The 16,574-nt window shown below is 66.7% G+C and carries 11 protein-coding genes and 1 pseudogene; 3 read left to right on the forward strand and 9 right to left on the reverse strand.

Annotation, left to right across the window (positions count from 1 at the left end):
• Window positions 1–299 precede the first annotated feature (299 nt).
• Window positions 300–2,393, reverse strand: coding sequence for a glycosyl hydrolase family 18 protein (locus tag LG3211_RS05200; protein ID WP_083512325.1), 2,094 nt, complete (start codon window positions 2,391–2,393; stop codon window positions 300–302).
• Between the two features lie 938 nt (window positions 2,394–3,331).
• On the opposite strand from LG3211_RS05200, the gene LG3211_RS05205 reads away from it, so the two are divergent.
• Complete coding sequence (locus LG3211_RS05205) at window positions 3,332–3,553, forward strand: hypothetical protein (protein ID WP_057941893.1); 222 nt, start codon at window positions 3,332–3,334, stop codon at window positions 3,551–3,553.
• Window positions 3,554–3,942: 389 nt separating this feature from the next.
• Here LG3211_RS05205 and LG3211_RS27275 read toward each other — a convergent pair whose 3' ends face one another.
• From LG3211_RS27275 to LG3211_RS05230, 5 genes are all read right to left on the reverse strand, one after another.
• Window positions 3,943–6,009 (reverse strand): glycosyl hydrolase family 18 protein, encoded by a 2,067-nt coding sequence (locus LG3211_RS27275; protein WP_083512326.1) that lies wholly within the window; start codon window positions 6,007–6,009, stop codon window positions 3,943–3,945.
• Window positions 6,010–6,597: 588 nt separating this feature from the next.
• Window positions 6,598–7,605, reverse strand: coding sequence for an alpha/beta fold hydrolase (locus LG3211_RS05215; protein WP_057945292.1), 1,008 nt, complete (start codon window positions 7,603–7,605; stop codon window positions 6,598–6,600).
• A 171-nt stretch (window positions 7,606–7,776) separates the two neighbouring features.
• Window positions 7,777–9,048, reverse strand: a complete 1,272-nt coding sequence (locus LG3211_RS05220; RefSeq protein WP_057941895.1) for a cytochrome c — start codon at window positions 9,046–9,048, stop codon at window positions 7,777–7,779.
• A complete protein-coding gene (locus LG3211_RS05225; protein WP_057941896.1) occupies window positions 9,045–9,614 on the reverse strand; it encodes a (2Fe-2S)-binding protein in 570 nt (189 codons plus the stop codon). Before LG3211_RS05225 ends, LG3211_RS05220 begins: the two co-directional genes overlap by 4 nt.
• Complete coding sequence (locus LG3211_RS05230) at window positions 9,611–12,487, reverse strand: xanthine dehydrogenase family protein molybdopterin-binding subunit (RefSeq protein ID WP_083512327.1); 2,877 nt, start codon at window positions 12,485–12,487, stop codon at window positions 9,611–9,613. Before LG3211_RS05230 ends, LG3211_RS05225 begins: the two co-directional genes overlap by 4 nt.
• An 83-nt stretch (window positions 12,488–12,570) precedes the next feature.
• Here LG3211_RS05230 and LG3211_RS27410 point away from each other — a divergent pair.
• A pseudogene (locus LG3211_RS27410) lies at window positions 12,571–12,711 on the forward strand (hypothetical protein); the annotation flags it as partial.
• A gap of 32 nt (window positions 12,712–12,743) precedes the next feature.
• Here the strand turns inward: LG3211_RS27410 and LG3211_RS05235 are convergent.
• The 3 genes from LG3211_RS05235 to LG3211_RS05245 are packed head-to-tail and all read right to left on the reverse strand — an operon-like array spanning window position 12,744 to window position 15,545.
• The gene (locus LG3211_RS05235) at window positions 12,744–13,454 is read right to left on the reverse strand and encodes an alpha/beta fold hydrolase (RefSeq protein ID WP_237049882.1); all 711 of its coding nucleotides are present in this window, start codon (window positions 13,452–13,454) and stop codon (window positions 12,744–12,746) included.
• Between the two features lie 5 nt (window positions 13,455–13,459).
• Window positions 13,460–14,125 (reverse strand): hypothetical protein, encoded by a 666-nt coding sequence (locus tag LG3211_RS05240; RefSeq protein ID WP_057941898.1) that lies wholly within the window; start codon window positions 14,123–14,125, stop codon window positions 13,460–13,462.
• Window positions 14,126–14,132: 7 nt separating this feature from the next.
• On the reverse strand, window positions 14,133–15,545 hold the full coding sequence (locus tag LG3211_RS05245) for an L-serine ammonia-lyase (RefSeq protein ID WP_057941899.1): 1,413 nt from the start codon (window positions 15,543–15,545) through the stop codon (window positions 14,133–14,135).
• A gap of 209 nt (window positions 15,546–15,754) precedes the next feature.
• Here LG3211_RS05245 and LG3211_RS05250 point away from each other — a divergent pair, with 209 nt between their 5' ends.
• Window positions 15,755–15,988 carry a glutaredoxin family protein gene (locus LG3211_RS05250; RefSeq protein ID WP_057941900.1) on the forward strand — a complete coding sequence of 78 codons (234 nt, stop codon included), beginning with the start codon at window positions 15,755–15,757 and terminating at the stop codon, window positions 15,986–15,988.
• The last annotated feature ends 586 nt before the right edge of the window (window positions 15,989–16,574 follow it).

The raw sequence follows: 16,574 nt of genomic DNA on the forward strand, positions 1-16,574 counted from the left end.
TTCGACCAGGCCCGGCTCCAACGAGAGGGACGCTAACCTCGAAGCGAGGCGTGAACGCAACCGCCGCCACGTTCGCGCACAAGACTCAGACAGCCATTGCCCTGTCCATCGAGCACGACGACCGTTTCAACCGTCGAAACAGGCCATGCAGGTAGGCACCGCGCGTTGCCGGCGACTTATGCCGTCCGCGCACGGGCATGCATGCAATGCGCCTTGCGTCTTGAGCGGCGACCGGCAAAAACCAGGCGCCCCTCCCGCCATAACGAGAGGGGCGCGAGGTCATGCGATCGCCGGCGGCCTTACTTCAGGCCGGTGTTGACCGCATTGATCAGACTGCCCTGAGCATCGTCGCCGCTCAGGTCCCAGACGAACGCGCCGCCGAGGTTTTGCGTTTTCACGTAGCTCATCTTCTGCGCGATCATTTCGGGCGTGTCGTAGCTCCAGAAGGTCGAGCCGTCGTACTTCCAGCTCGCCAGCGCGGTCGAGTCCGTGAACACGGTGCCGGGTTTGTTCTTGAGTACCTTGTAGTCGTCCACGCCCGCCGTGTAGGTGCCCGGGGCGGCGGTGCCGCTTTGGTACAGGCCGTTGTTGACGTTGGCCACGCCGGTCCAGCCGCGGCCGTAGAAACCGATGCCGAGGTTGAGCTTGCCGGCGGGCACGCCGCGGGACAGGTAGGCCTCGACGGCGTCGTTGCCGTTGTAGAGCTTGATATCGCCGATGGACGGATCGTTGGGCGAATTGAACAAGCCGCTCATGTGATTGGTCGACGATTCCCACGCACCGTGGAAGTCGTAGGTCATCACGTTGATGTAGTCCAGATAGGGATGATAAGCCGCCGGATCGGTGACCCGGATCTTGTCGATGCCGGCGCCGACGGCGACGGTCAGCAACAGGCCCGGACGCACCGCGTCGAGTTGGCGGCGGAACTCGGCCAGTAAGGCGGTGTAGTTGGCATTGTCTTCCGGACGGGTCGCCGCCGGGCAGTCGATGCCGCACACCACCGGGTATTCCCAATCGATGTCGATGCCGTCGAACACGCCGGCGGCCACGCCAGGGCCGCCAGCGGAGCCGACCGCGGCGTTCCAGCTGTGGTTCGTGACCGGCAGGTTGCCCTTGATGTAGGCGTCCACACAGGAAGCGACGAAGGCCTGACGATTCTCCGGACGCGCCGCGCTGGAGAAGCCGCGCGACCAGGTCCAGCCGCCCAGCGAGATCAGCACCTTGATGTTGGGGTGCCTGGCCTTGAGCTTCTTGAGCTGATTCCAGTTGCCGCGCAGGGGCTGGCCGGCGACGTCGGCGACGCCGTCGATGCTTTTCGATGCATCGAACGCGGTGACGTAGTCGGCATCGGCATCGCCGCCTTCGCCGGTGCTCTCATTGGTCCTCAGCGTCACGCCGATTTGGCAACGGTTGTTGCGCACGTTGCCGAAGGCGTAGTTGATGTGGGTCAGCTTGTCCGCCGCGCCGCTGGTTTCCAGATTCCTGACGAAGTGGTTGCGGTCGTAGATGCCCCATTGGGCGAAGTAGCCGATCACGCGCTTGCCGCCGCCGGCACTGGCCGGGGCTTGGGTGGTCGCGCTGATCGAGCCGCTGTGCGCCGAAGCGTTGCCGGCGTTGTCGCGCGCGCGCACGGTGAAGCTGTAGCTGGTGCCGGCATTGAGCCCGCTGGCGGTGTAGCTGGTCGTGGTCGGCGAACCGATCAGACTGCCGCTGCGATAGACGTCGTAGCCGGCCACGCCGCTGCCGCCGCTGTTGTCGGTGGAGGCGTTCCAGCTCAACGAGACGCTGTTGGAGGTCTGCGACGGCGAAGCCAGCCCGCCGGGCACGCTCGGCGGCGTGGTATCGGGCGACGCGCCGCTGACGGTGATGCCGACCGCGGCGGAGGTCTTGCTCGCGTTCTGGTTGTCCTTGGCCACCGCGGTGAAGCTGTGGCTGCCGGCGGTGGCGTTGTTCCAGGTCACGCCGTAGGGCGCGCTGGTGTCCACGCCGAGCGAGGTCGCGCCGCGGAAGAATTCCACGCTGGCGATGCTGCCGTCGCTGTCGGCGGCGTTGGCGCTGACGGCGATGCTGGCGCCGGCGTTGTAGCTGGCGCCGTTGCCCGGCGCGCTCAGCGACACCGTCGGTGGCTGATTGGCGGTCCCGCCGCTGCTGCACACGCCCAGATCGACGTAGTAACCGCAACTCGGGCAATGCGTCGGCGCCGCGTTCCAGATTTGGGTGGCGGCTCGATACAGATGGTTTTGGTAGGTGAACGTGTCGCCGGCGTTGTAGATGGTCGCGGGGCTCCAGGCGGCCACGGCGGTACAAGAGGCGGTTTGCGCTTGCGCCACAGGCAGCGCCAACGCGGCCGACAGGCCGGTCGATAGCAAGAATCGGGGTAGTGCGGATCTCATCGGATGGTCCTTGAGTGCATCGTTGGCTAGCCGCTGGCAGGCGATGGCCGGTTCGATTTCCGCTCTTGGGCTTGTGGATGCCTGGAGGCTGGCGCCTCTCGGGGCGAGCGGGTTGCGTAGGTGCAGCGAGGGGTACGGCGTGATCGGTGGCGGTCGATCGGCCCTGCATGGCCGGCCCGGATCGGGACAGGCGAAAGGCGCTCCTTTGATAGTTGGGACAAGCCGACTTCGAGATTTTCGTCGGCATAGCCAGCTAGGGCGGGGCTGACAACGTTGTCAACGAAATTTTCAGGCTTTGTGATGACTATCGCTAAAGCCATTGGTCGCGCAGGACGGCGGCGCAAGAATATGTTGCGCTGCAGCAGCGCATTGCGAAAAATAGTGAATTAAATTAGTGACATAGGTGAATTCTTTCATCGCATGAAAGGTGCCAGTTGGCCCACAAGGCTTGGCCGGCAGCCCGGCAGCCCGGCAGCCCGGCAGCCTGCCTGCCGCGGCGCGGGGACGACCGGTTTTCGCCTTCGGCGGTGTTGGGCCGGAGCTGTCCTATCCGGTCGCCGGGACGGGCTGGGCTTGGTTGCGGTGCATGCCAGCGCGATATCGCGTGGTCGACCGCACGGCCTCGGGCCCGCGCTGCTGTTGCCGCGAGATCGCCGATGCGCTCATGCCGAGCGCCGGCAATCGCGCTGACGAGACCGGCAACCGAGCCGGGCTGGTCAATTCCGACCTTTCTGGCATGCCGCCTGGGCGAATCGATCGCGGGCGCGTCTGGCCCCTGGCTGAGCGCGCGTAGCCATTGCTGACGCGCGGGCGGCGCTCCATTGGCGAGGAATCGAAGCTCGGGACCGTTTCGGTGGGCGAAATGCGCCATGCTGCAAGCCGGATGCCTGCTCCTGGCGACACTCGTCGCCGGCCCGTCGCGTTCTACGAGGAGCCTTATGTCTATCAATGACCGGAACGTGGCCGCCACCGCCGCGCGCATCGACGCGGCGCAAACCGGCGTACTGCGCCGCGATGTGGCCATCATCAACGCGCGGACCCAAGCCGCGCTGGGTCCTGTGCCGATCGACGCATTGGCGAGCGAGCCCAAGCGCAAGCCGGCGCTGTATGTGCCGTCGTCGGCGCAGGCCGCGCCCGACCAGTCGCAGAACTGGCGCTGAGGTTCGAGCCGATGACCATCGCGGCGATGAGGCGATCGCCGCGCCAGCGAAGCGGTCGATTCGCGCGAACCTGTCCGCGCAAACGAAATCGGAGCGCCGATCGGGGGGATGACCGGCGCTCCGCTGCAGATCACCGGGACGTATCGCTCGTCGCGGCTTTGCAAAACTTGGACTTCGAAACGCGCACCGCGATTGCCGCGCGCGGTTCTCGGAAATAAGCGGGGTGCGGCGCCGGAGCGGTCGCAACGCGTGAGGGTGCGTTGCGTTCGGGCCTCACCCCAACCCGTCCGAGCGCAGAACGTTCGGGCGGGGCGCGACGTGCGAGCCGATGGCTCTCGCGTCGCGTCGCCTCTCCCCCGCGAACGGGGCAGAGGCGCTGCTGCGAGGAATTACTTAAGGCCGTTGCTGATCGCGGTGGCCAGGCTGCCTTGCTCGTCGTCGCCGCTGAACTCCCAGAAGAACGCGCCGCCCAGGTTCTGCGTCTTGACGTAGCTCATCTTCTGGCCGATCAGCGCCGGCGTGTCGTAGCTCCAGAACGTGTTGCCGTCGTACTTCCAGGTGGCCACGGCGGTGTTGTCGGTGTAGATCGTGCCGGCCTTGTTCTTGAGGACCTTGTAGTCCTCGATGCCCGCCTCGTAGGTGCCCGGCGCCGCGCCGCTGGCCGGCCGATACAGGCCGTTGTTGACGTTGCCCACGCCGGTCCAGCCGCGACCGTAGAAGCCGATGCCGAGGTTGATCTTCGAAGCCGGCACGCCGCGCGACAGGAACGCCTCGATGGCGTCGTTGGAGTTATAGAGCTTGGTGTCGCCGGTGGACGGATCGCTCGGCGAGGCGAACAGCGCCGAATGATGGTTGGTGGAGGGATCCCAGCCGCCGTGGAAGTCGTAGGTCATCACGTTGATGAAATCCAGGTACTGGTGGTACGCACCGGGATTGGTCACGCGAATCTTGTCGATGCCGGCGCCGACGGCGACGGTCAGCAGCAGGCCCGGACGCACCGCGTCGAGCTGACGACGGAACTCGGCCAGCAACGCGGTGTAGTTGGCATTGTCTTCCGGACGGGTCGCCGCCGGGCAGTCGATGCCGCACACCACCGGGTATTCCCAATCGATGTCGATGCCGTCGAACACGCCGGCCGCCGCACCCGCGCCGCCCGCACCGTCGGTCACCGGCAGGTTGCCCTTGATGTAGGCGTCCACGCAGGAAGCGACGAAGGCCTGGCGGTTTTCCGCGCGCGCAGCGCTCGGGAAGTTACGCGACCAGGTCCAGCCGCCCAGCGAGATCAGCACTTTGATGTTCGGGTGCTTGGCCTTGAGCTGCTTGAGCTGGTTCCAGTTGCCGCGCAGCGGCTGGTCCCAGGTGTCGCTGGCGCCGCTGACGCTCTCGCCGGCCTGGAAGGCCTTGGTGTAATCGGCGAACGCGTCGCCGCCGGCGCCGGTGTTCGGATCCGACGGAACGGTCACGCCGACTTCGCAACGGTTGTTGCGCACGTTGCCGAAGGCGTAGTTGATGTGGGTCAGCTTGCTGGCCGAACCGCTGGTGTCGATGTTCTTGACGCGGTAGTTGCGGCCGTAGATGCCCCACTGGGCGAAGTAGCCGATCACCTTCTTGCCGCCGCCCGGTGTGGCCGGCTTGGTGGTCGCGCTGATCGAGCCGCTCTGCGCAGAAGCGTTGCCGGCGTTGTCGCGCGCGCGGACGGTGAAGCTGTAGCTGGTGCTGGGATTGAGGCCGCTGACGGTGTAGCTGTTGCTGGTCGGCGAGCCGACCACGCTGCCGCCGCGGTAGACGTCGTAGCCGGCCACGCCGCTGCCGCCGCTGTTGTCGGTGGAGGCGTTCCAGCTCAACGAGACGCTGTTGGAGGTCTGCGACGGCGAAGCCAGCCCGCCGGGCACGCTCGGCGGCGTGGTGTCGGAGGAACCGCCGCTGACGGTGATGCTGACCGCGGAAGACGTGGTGGTCGCGTTCTGGTTGTCCTTGGCCACCGCGGTGAAGCTGTGGCTGCCGGCGGTGGCGTTGTTCCAGGTGACGCCGTAGGGCGAGGTGGTGTCCACGCCGAGCGAGGCCGCGCCGCGGAAGAACTCGACGCTGGCGATGCTGCCGTCGCTATCGGCGGCGTTGGCGCTGACGGCGATGTTGGCGCCGGTGCTGTAGGTCGCGCCGTTGGTCGGCGCGGTCAGCGAAACGGTCGGCGACTGGTTGCCCGGGCCGGTGCCGCACACGCCCAGGTCGGCGTAGTAGTTGCAGCTGGGGCAATGCGTCGGCGGCGTGTTCCAGATCTGGATATTGGCCTGATACAGATGGCTCTGGTACGTCAGCTTGTCGCCGGCGTTGTAGATGGTCGTGGCGTTCCAGGCGGGAACACCGTTGCAGGCAGCCTGCGCGAACGCCGTCGAAAACGACGACGCGGCGAGCATGCCCGCGAGCAATAGCAGATTGGCGGACCGTGCGTGTCTCATGGTGCTTCCTCTCTCCCGTGCATAGCCAAGATTTCGCCGGCCATGACCGGCCAGCAGCGTTTCCCGCCCCGTGTTGAAGGAAGGCCGTCGAACTCCTTCCGCCGTGCATGGGAGGCTGAAGCCTCCTCGAGTGATCGGCGGACAGGCCGCCGTCGGTGATGCCGTGCTGCCGCGCACTGCCGTGGAAACGGCGCGATCGGGCGATAACCGATCCGTGCGTTGTTGCCTTGCCGTGCGATTGCTGCGAACCGGGCGCGACCTGCGCCGCGTCATGCCGAGTCGTCTGCCTTGCTGGTTCGGCGGGTCAGCGGGTTGCGAACGCAAGCTGGAGCTCGCTGACAACGTTGTCAACTTACTGCGTCATTCTTTGCGCCGTGGTTCACAAATCGTGTTTCAGGGGCTCTGACAACGTGTGTCGTGCGTGCCCGGCTTTGCTGCGCCGCAACGTGCCGACGCGCGGCCATTTGCCTCGAAACAGACAATTCAATGTCCGAAGGACAAATGTGCGCACAGGCGTGCGGCCGGAAGGCCGCATGGCGCGGCCGGTGGCGGGCGAAGCGATCGGCACGGCTTGGCTGCGAGGCTGTCTCAGCGATCTGCGTTGAGGCGATCGAGCAAGGCGGCATTGAAGCGCTGCGGCGCCTCGACCTGCGGCGAATGGCCGAGGTCTTCGAACTCGATCAGCGTCGCGCCGGCAATCGCGCGCGCGGCGTCGCGGCCAAGCTGCGGATACAGGCCCAGCCTGGCCTTGAGCGCATCGGGCGCCAGATCGCGATTGATCGCGGTGCGGTCGCGCTGGCCGATGAACAAGGTGGTCGGCACGCGCAGGTTGGGAAACTCGTGCACCACCGGCTGGGTGAACACCATTTCCGAAGTCAGCGCCTGATTCCAGGCGACGCGCTCGCGGCCGGGGCCGGCGTAGAGGCCGGCGAGCATGTCCACCCATCGCTGATACTCGGGTTTCCATTGGCCGCCGTAGTACACGGTCTGCTGGTACTGCTTGATCGTCGCCGCCGAGGTCTTGAGTTCGCGCGCGTAGTTGTCGTCCACGCTGCGCCAGGGCACGCCGAGCGCTTTCCAGTCTTCCAGTCCGATCGGATTGACCAGCAGCAGGCGCTCGCTGGCCTGCGGATACATCAGCGCATAACGCGCGGCGAGCATGCCGCCCATGGAATGGCCGACGATCGCCGCGCGGTCGATGCCGATCGATTCCAGCAGCGCGTGGGTGTTCGCGGCCAGCTCATGCAGGCTGTACTGGTGATGCGCTGGCTTGCTGGATTTGCAGAAACCGATCTGATCCGGCGCGATCACCCGGTAACCGGCCTGCGCCAAGGCCGCGATCGAGGTTTCCCAGGTCGCGGCGCAGAAATTCTTCCCGTGCAGCAGCACCACGGCGCGGCCGTTGGCCTTGGCCGGGCGCACGTCCAGGTACGCCATCCGCACTTTCTCGCCTTGGGATTGGAAGGCGTAATGCTGGACCGGGTAGGGGTAGTCGAAGCCTTCCAGTTCGGGGCCGTAGGTGGCTGGCGCCGGATCGGCGGCGTGCGCCGACAGCGCGAACAAGGCGGGGAGCAGGGCGGACAGGGATTTGCGCATCGGATGCATCCACTCGACGGGGTACTCGCATCCTAGCCACTCCGCGCTTTTGCAAGAGGGGCTTCGGCCCCGATGCTTTCCGATCAGATGCGGGGATCTGAAAGAAAAGCATCGGGGCTGAAGCCCCTCCCACAAGAGCAAAAGCAACTCATGCGGGAGCCGCGGCCGCACTCAATGCCGATCCGCCGCATCCTCGCGCAGCCCGCGCACCTGCTTCGCCGTCACCGCGCCGGTCTGCCCTCCGTAACGCGTGCGCAGCCACTGCGCCAGTTCCGCGACCTGCGCATCGTCGAGTTGATCGGCGAAGCCGGGCATCTCCTGCATGCGTTCCAGTCCGGGCAGATCGTGCTCGGGCAGACCGTCGAGGAGGGCGACGATCAGATTATGCGCATCGCCGTCGCGCAGGCTGCTGTTGCCGAGCAAGGCCGGCGCCACATGCGGCACGCCCGCGCCGTCGCGGCCGTGGCAGCCGGCGCACAGCGCGAGGTAGCGATCGCGTGCCGGCGTGGCGGCGACCGCGGCCGGCACCGGCGTCGCGGCCGGCGCCGGCGGTTGATCGCCGGTGAGATAGGTGGTGATCGCGTCCAGATCGTTGCCGTTGAGGCGGCTTGTGGACAGATTCACGACCTTGAGCATCTCGTCGGAGGCGACCGCATGCGCGGAGACGCCGCTGGCCAGATATTCCCGCAGCCCGTTGCGATCCCAACCGCGCGCGGCCAACGCTTGCGGCGTGAGCGCGGGCGCGGCGAAGCGCCCCAGCGCGTCGTTGCCGCTGAGCGGCGCAGCGCGATCGACTTGTCCGAGCCAGCCGCGCGGGCTGTGGCATTCGCCGCAATGGCCCAGGGTTTCGACCAAGTACTCGCCGCGTTTCCACGCCGCCGATTGCCCCTGCGATGCCGGCTTGGCCGTCGCACCTGCGAACAGCCAGTTCCAGGCATGGATGCCGGTGCGGATATTGAACGGAAAGCCGACGCCGTTGGCGCGGTTGGGCTGCTTCACCGCCGGCCGCGTCATCAGGTAGGCGTAGATCGCGTCGCTGTCTTCGCGCGCGAGGGTCTTGTAGGAGACGTACGGCATCGCCGGATACAGCTGATGGCCGTCGCGCGCCTCGCCGCGGGTGATCGTGTGGAAGAACTCATCCGCGCTGTAACGGCCGATTCCGGTGTCGGCGTCGGGAGTGATGTTGGTGCCGTGGATGGTGCCGAACGGCGAGGCCAGCGGTACGCCGCCGGCGAACGGCGCGCCGCCCTCGGCGGTGTGGCAGGCCGCGCAATCGGCGGCGGCGACCAGATAGCGGCCGCGCTCGATCTGCTCCGGCGCGGCCTGTACCTGCAGGGCCGGGCTGCGGTGATACCAGCGCGCGATCAGCCAATCGATCAGCAGCCACGCCAGCACGATCAATACCAGCCACAGAATCCGGCGTTTCCAGCGTCGCTTGCTCATCGCGGCGCCTCCTCATCCACATGCACCTGCGCCAGCACCAGTTCTTCCACTGCCTGGTAGTAGCGGACATAGCCGGTGCAGCGGCACAGATGCGGATTCAAGGCTTCGGTGATCAGCTCGCGCACCTGCTCGCGGGTGTAGCGCTGGGCTTTCTTGCGGCCCAACTGTTCCAGCAACACGGTCGCGGCATTGACGAAGCCCGGCGTGCAATAGCCGCACTGGAAACTGAAGTGATCCAGGAAGGCCTGCTGCACCGGCGAGAGTTCGACGATGGCGCCGCTGTCGTCGCGCTTGGCGTGGCCTTCGACGGTGCGGATGCGCTTGCCGTTGAAGTAGTGCGCGCCGGTGATGCAACTGCGGACCTCGCGTGGGCCCTGGTCGTCATCGACGATGACCGTGCAGGCGCGGCACACGCCCTGGCCGCAGCCGAAGCGGGTGCCGGTGAGGCCCAGGTATTCGTGCAGCACATCGACCAGCATCATGTCGTCGGGCACGTCGATGGGGCCGTGCTCGCGGCCGTTGATGCTCAGCGACAACGGAATCAGGCGCAGGCTGGGACTGCTCATGCGGCGCTCTCCTGCCGGTTCGCGGCGACGCTTTGCCCGGCGTCGGTATCGGCCGCCGCGTAGGCGGCCAATATCTTGTCGGGGGTGACCGGCAGCTCGCGGAACCGGTGGCCGGTGGCGTGCGCGATCGCGTTGACGATCGCCGGCACGATCGGAATCATCGCCACCTCGGCCATGCCCTTGGGCGGATCGGTTTCGGAAATCGGCGGCAGCAATTCGCCGCTCTGCCGCCACACCGCGACATCGCGCGCGCGCGGCAGGGTGTAGCGGTTGAAGTTCCAGTCGCCGTCGCCGGGGCCGCCTTCGTACAGCGGCAGGAACTCGTGCAGCGCGTGGCCGATGCCCATCGCCAGGCCGCCCTGCAACTGGCTCGACACCAGCTCGGCGACGATCGGCGTGCCGCATTCCAGCACCGAGTGATGATCGAGCAATTCGACCTTGCCGGTGGCGGTGTCCACCGCGACTTCGGCCAGCGTGCCGATCGCGCTGTAGTACACCACGCCGGCGTTGTTGCGCTGCACCGGCGGGTAATGCACGCGAGTGCGTTCGATCATGCGGTAGCCGTTCGCGGTCGGCGTGCCGATGCCCTTGCCGCCGCCGTCGCCCCAGCGCAGCGCCACGCCGTCCAGCGGCAGCCGCGCGTCTTCGCCGGGCAGCGGGAATTCGGCTTCGCTCCATTGCCAGCGATTGAGGTAGTGCACGACCGCACCGGTGGCCAAGCCCAACTCGTACGCTTTGGCGATCAGCCGCTGCAGCGGTAACGCAGTGAGCCCGCCGGCCGTGAGTTTTCCTTCGACCCAGCGCGCGTCTTCGCGCCGCACCGCCAGTGGCGACAATTCGCCGCCGCCGAAGCCCTGACCCCAGATCGCCAACGCCGCCGGCCACAGGCCTTGCGTAAACAACAATCGCGAGGCTTCGCGGGTGGCGTGACTGAAGAAATACGCCGAGTTGCTGGCGCTGCTGGGGCTGGCATAGGCCGGCGTCCAGCGCGGATTGCCGATATGCGAATCCTGCGTGGCCTGCGACATCAGCCACGGATCGTCGGTGGCGATCATCGGCAGTTCCGGCCACTGCGTTTCGCCAGTGCGGACCTCGTCGGCCGGACGCCCCAGCCACTTCGCGCACACCGCGGCCTGGCTGGTGGCCATGCCGGTGCCCATCTCCACGCCGATATGCCGCAGCAGCACCTCGCCCTGCGCCGAGATCGCCACTTCCGCGAACGCGGCTTCGCCGCCAGTGCCGAAATCCTTCTGCACGCAGCCGAAACCCACGCCGTAGCGTTGGCCCGGGTGCGCGGCTTCGTACTCGGCCTTGCGTTTGTGGCGCTGGGTCCACAGCGGATGTTCGCGCGACTTGCGCAGCACTTCATCGGCGCGCTGGGCGCCGCCGGGGATCGCACCCTGGGTGTTTTTCATCCCGGTCGCGAACACGTTGCGCAGGCGCAGCTCGATCGGATCGAGCTTGAGTTCGGAAGCGATCTCGTCGATCAGCATCTCGGTCGCGCCCATGCTCTGCAGCGTGCCGTAGCCGCGCGCGGAACCGGCGTCGAGCGCGCGCGAGGCGATCACGGTGCTGCTCAGGTCGCTGCGCGGAAAGTAATAGATCGACTGCGCCGCGGTCGCGGCGACCAGGCACACCGACGGCGAGAAATTCATCCGCCCGCCGCCGTCGCCGAGCATGCGCGCCTGGAACACTTCGAAGCGCCCGCTGCCGCGATCGAGCTTGAGCCGGTAATGCATGCGGAAGCTGTGGCGCTTGAGGCTGGACTGGAATTGCTCGTAGCGATCGTTGGCCAGGCGCACCGGGCGCCCGTCGCCGTACAAGGCCGCCATCAAGGCAATGAACGGGAACGGGTAGTGATCCTTGGAACCGTAGCCGACCGTGTAGCAAGGATGCAGCACCAGCCGCTTCACGCCGAAGCGGCTCGCGGCGAGCATGAGCGGCGCGTCCTGGGCGATCTCGCCCGGCGACTGGGTGGCGCAGACCAGGTGCATGGTGGCGGTGGCGGCATCGAACCAGCCGTTGGCGTTGTCCAGTTCCATCGCCGCGGTGTCGATGGATTGCGAGAAATACTCGCGCTCGATCACCAGCTTGTCCGCGCCGGGCGCGTCGAGTTCGGCCGCCATCGCATCGCCGTGAGCGATGCCTTGCGCGTCGATCTTGCCGCCGGCGTCGCCCAGCGCCCATTGCGGGTTCTGCTTCTTGTACCCGATGGGAAACAGCACCGTGTCCTTGTAGCTGGAATAGGTGTCGTCGGCGAAGGCGTCGGCGCCGCCGACGCGCACGTAGCGGAACGTCGCCCATGGCGCGCGTTCCAGCGGGCCGGTGGGTTCGCCCCAGCGGATCAGTCCGTCGCGGAATTTGAGCCGGCTCTTGGCGGCGCGGAAGCGGGCGAAATCGTTCCAGATCAGCAACGCCACGGCGTGGCCGAGGTAGGCCGGGATCTTGCCTTCGGGCAGCAGCATGTCCTCGCCGTAGAACTTCGGAAAGGCGACGCCGTCGCGGGCGAGGTCAGCGGCGGTGACGACGCGATCGGGTTGCAGGTCGGCCGGCAGCGAGGACAGATCGAAACCCTGGTAGATCCGGTCGGCGTGGGTGCCGCGCAGCAGCATCGCGTGCGCCTGCTCGCGCGGCCAGCCGGGCAGATCGCGCGAACGCATGTCGTAGCTGAAGATCTTTTCGCCGCTGACCTTGGCGGTGGCGTCGGTGCGATAACGCACGCGGCCGCGGGCCGGGTCCCAGGACAGCGGCCGCAGCCGTTGTTTTTCGAACAGCGCGGCGAGCGCGGCGCTGCCGGGCGCGGCGATGTAGACGGAAATGCCGGCGACGACGCTGCATTTGAGGAAGTCGCGACGGCTTAAGCGGGCTGGCATGGACGGGGGACTCCGGCTGGCTCTGCCGGAATAGTAGGCGCATGTTGCGGGGCAATACGCGGTGAAATTTTCCGCCGGATGGGATGGTGTGGCGTGTCGGGTGGTTTCGCGTGCCCTCACCCCGGCCCTCTCCCGCGTCGCGGGAGAGGGAGCTTGCTGTTGTGGGAGGGGCTTCAGCCCCGATCCTCTTCGATCAGGTCGCCTCGCAGTCCGGCCACATCGGATCGAAGAGCATCGGGGCTGAAGCCCCTCCCACTCATGCAGCCTCAATCAACTCTTCGCACCACCGATCGATCGCCCGCGCGGCCAGCTCGGGCCGCGCCTGCAACAGAAAATGCGGGGCCTCGATCTCGACACAGCGCATCCCCGGCGCGATGCGCTCGATCCAGCGCCGGCTTCCCGCCGATACCAAGCGATCGCGGCTGGCCTGCAGATACAGCAGCGGACATGTCACCTCGCGCAACTGCGCGCCGACATCGACCGTGCCGACTTCGCGCAGGCGATGCCGGATCACCGCCGGGTCCAAGCCTTCGAGCACCGCACCCAAGCGCGCACGCCATTGCGGCGTCGCCCACGATCCGAGCATGAACGCCGCGGCCAAGGCCGTCGGAATGCGATTCACCGGCACGCTGCCGCCCCAGCGCGACAACGCGCCCGCATGCAGCGGCGACCACGGCGGCCGCGGCGGGCGCGCGAATGTGGCGCACAGCACCAGCCCGGCCAAGCGCGGCGGCCGCCGCGCGGCGAGGCGGATCGCGACGGGGCCGGAAAACGATTCGCCGAGCAGCAGGTAGGGCGCGTCGAGCGGCAACCGCGAACGCGCGAAGTCGGCAAGTTCGTCGTAACCCAGCGCGCGATCGCGCGGATAGGCGATGACGCTGGTCGCCAAGCGCGGCGCCATCGCCGCGATGAAGTCGTCGAGCAGCGCGCCGGTGCCGTCCATGCCGGGCAGGACGATGCAGCGCATCGGGGTCACGACACGCGCGGCGCGTCCAGCTTCGCCGCCAGGCGGTCCAGCGCCTTGAGCGTCATCGCGCGGTGGCGCGCGAGTTTCATCCAGGTCGGCAGGCGCGAGATCATGCTCTTGTTGCTGGTCGCGCGGTATCGCTCGCGCTGGTCGGCGGCGATGTAGCGCCTGAGTTCATCGATGTGTTCCGCGTTGTAGGCCCACAACAAGCCGGCGCGGGTGCGTTCGGTCAGCCGCAGCGGCAGGCCGAAATGTGGATCGTGTCCTTCGCGATCGCGTTCCCGCTGCGCCTGGACCGCGACCTCGCTGCTGCGATGGCAGATCGGGCAGTGGGCCGGAACCGGATCGACCGAGGGCGTGCGCCGGTGTTCGTCGAGTTGGATCGGGATCGCGCCGGCGCCGGAATGGATCTGATTCACGCACAGCCACTGGTGGCCGCAATACCCGCAGGGACGACGGCCGACCAGGCGTACCTGGCCCAGCCAGTCGTCGCGTTCGCTGTGTGCATCGAGTTGGCAATGCGTGCATCGGAATACAACGGTCCATTGCCGTTGCGCCCATGTGGCGCGGACGACGCCGGCCCGGCCGCAGCGCGGACAGGATACGTCGACGCGCTCGGCGAACGATGCCAGCCATTGGCCGCCATCGCGATGGCGCAGCGGCCCGCTCATCGCGCGATCAGCACTCGATCACGTTGACGGCCAGGCCGCCGCGCGAGGTTTCCTTGTACTTGTCCTGCATGTCGCGGCCGGTGTCGCGCATGGTCTTGATGACCTTGTCCAGGCTGACCTTGTGCTTGCCGTCGCCGCGCATGGCCATGCGGTAGGCGTTGATGGCCTTGACCGCGCCCATCGCGTTGCGCTCGATGCAGGGAATCTGCACCAGCCCGCCGATCGGATCGCAGGTCAGGCCCAGGTTGTGTTCCATGCCGATTTCGGCCGCGTTCTCGATCTGGCTGGTGGTGCCGCCGAGCGCGGCGACCAATCCGGCCGCGGCCATCGAGCAGGCCACGCCGACCTCGCCCTGGCAGCCGACTTCGGCGCCGCTGATCGAGGCGTTTTCCTTGTACAGGATGCCGACCGCGGCCGCGGTCAGGAGAAAATTGCGCACGCCCTGCAAATTGGCGCCGGGGCAGAAGCGATCGTAGTAGTGCAGCACCGAGGGAATGATGCCGGCCGCGCCGTTGGTCGGCGCGGTGACCACGCGGCCGCCGGCGGCGTTTTCTTCGTTGACCGCGAGCGCGTAGAGGTTGACCCAGTCGAGCACGGTCAGCGGATCACGCATCGCCGCTTCCGGCTTGGTCGACAACTCGGCGAACAACGCCGGCGCGCGGCGCGAGACGTGCAGACCGCCGGGCAGGGTGCCGGTTTCGCGGATGCCGCGCGCGACGCAGGCCTGCATCGCGTTCCAGATTTCGTCCAGGCCGGCGTTGATCTGCTCATCGGTGCGCCACACACGCTCGTTGGCCATCATCATTTCGGCGATGGTCAGGCCGCTGTTCGCGGCCTGGGCGAGCAACTGGTCGCCGGAGTGGAACGGGTAGGGCTGATCGGTGGTGTCGGCGACGATGCGGTCTTCGGCCGCTTCGTCCTGATTGACCACGAAGCCGCCGCCGACGGAGTAGTAGTCGCGCGTGGCGATGACGTTGCCGTCGGCGTCGAAGGCGGTGAAGCGCATGCCGTTGGTGTGGAACGGCAGTTTCTGGCGCTTGTTCATGATCAGATCGTGCTTTTCGTCGAAGCCGATCTCATGCAGCCCGAACAGGTTGATGCGCTTGGTCTTGCGGATGCGTTCGAGCGCGGCGGGGATGATGTCCGGATCGATCTGATTCGGCCAATGGCCTTCCAGTCCCATCAGCACCGCCTTGTCGGTGCCGTGGCCGCGGCCGGTCAGCGCCAGCGAACCGAACACTTCCGCGCGCACGCGCGCGGTGCGGGCGAGGTCCTTGCCCAGCGAGGCGGTGTCCTCGGCGTTGCAGCCTTCGATGAGCCAGCGCTCGATGAAGCGGGCGGCGGCGCGCATTGGGCCGACGGTGTGCGAGGAACTCGGGCCGATGCCGATCTTGAACAGGTCGAAACTGCTGACTGCCACGGGCTTGCTGCTCCAACGAGTGGGTCGGACGGTGCTGGCGATCCGCGCGGGCGGACGGGGCGTCCGCGCCGCGAGGGCGGTAGGGCGCTTATTCTACGCGCGCGCCGTTGCGGCGAGTGCTGCGGCTTTCACGGCCCGGCACGGTCGTTTTCGGATTTTCCCGCCATACCGCGGCGAATTGACCGCTGCCCAACAATGAAGGCCGGACTGTGCTGACTTTGTTTCAACGCGACGATTGTCATCTGTGCGACCTGGCGCTGGAGGTGTTGGCGCGGGCACGGGCGCCGGAGTTCGAGAGCGTCTTCATCGATGAGGACGCGGTGTTGGAGGCTCGTTATGGCGAGCGGGTGCCGGTGTTGCGCGATGAGGGGCGTGGAGTGGAGTTGGATTGGCCGTTCGATGCGGGGCGGGTGGTGGAGTGGTTGGGGGAGGGGAGAGGGTAGGCGTTGATATCGCATCTTCGTTTTGCCTTGCCTTGCCTTGCCTAGCTTTGGCTTGCTTCTAGCTAATGCCGTTGCTTCGGCTTAGCTGTGGCCCGGCGCCGCTAGTAACTCGCGAGACCGAAGGACACCCGGAGGGCGGCGCACATGGACGTGCGCCGGGTCCCACCTTGGGCAGGATGCCCAATGTGGGACCTGCCTGCGTCGGCATCGCACTCGTGGCTTTTGACTCGAAACAGTCAATGCGTTTTCTTTGGTTACTTTCTTTGTCGCTTTGGACAAAGAAAGTGACCCGCCGCTCCATGGCGGAAGCTTTAGGCGTTTGATCTCGCTCTCGCTCTTGCTTGAAGCTCTATTGCTCGTCATTCCCGCGAACGCGGGAATCCAGGGTCTTTCGTCGAGAACGCTTGAAGTCGCTGGATTCCCGCGTTCGCGGGAATGACGAGCAAAAAAAAGCAGAAGCTCTCAAGCAAGATCAAGATCAAACGCCAAACGCTTCCGCCATAGAGCGGCGGGTCACTTTCTTTGTCCAAAGCGACAAAGTCCCACGGGATTTCCTTCGGTCAAAAGTAACCAAAGAAAGGGCTTT

The organism is Lysobacter gummosus, assembly GCF_001442805.1.
Lineage (GTDB): Bacteria > Pseudomonadota > Gammaproteobacteria > Xanthomonadales > Xanthomonadaceae > Lysobacter > Lysobacter gummosus.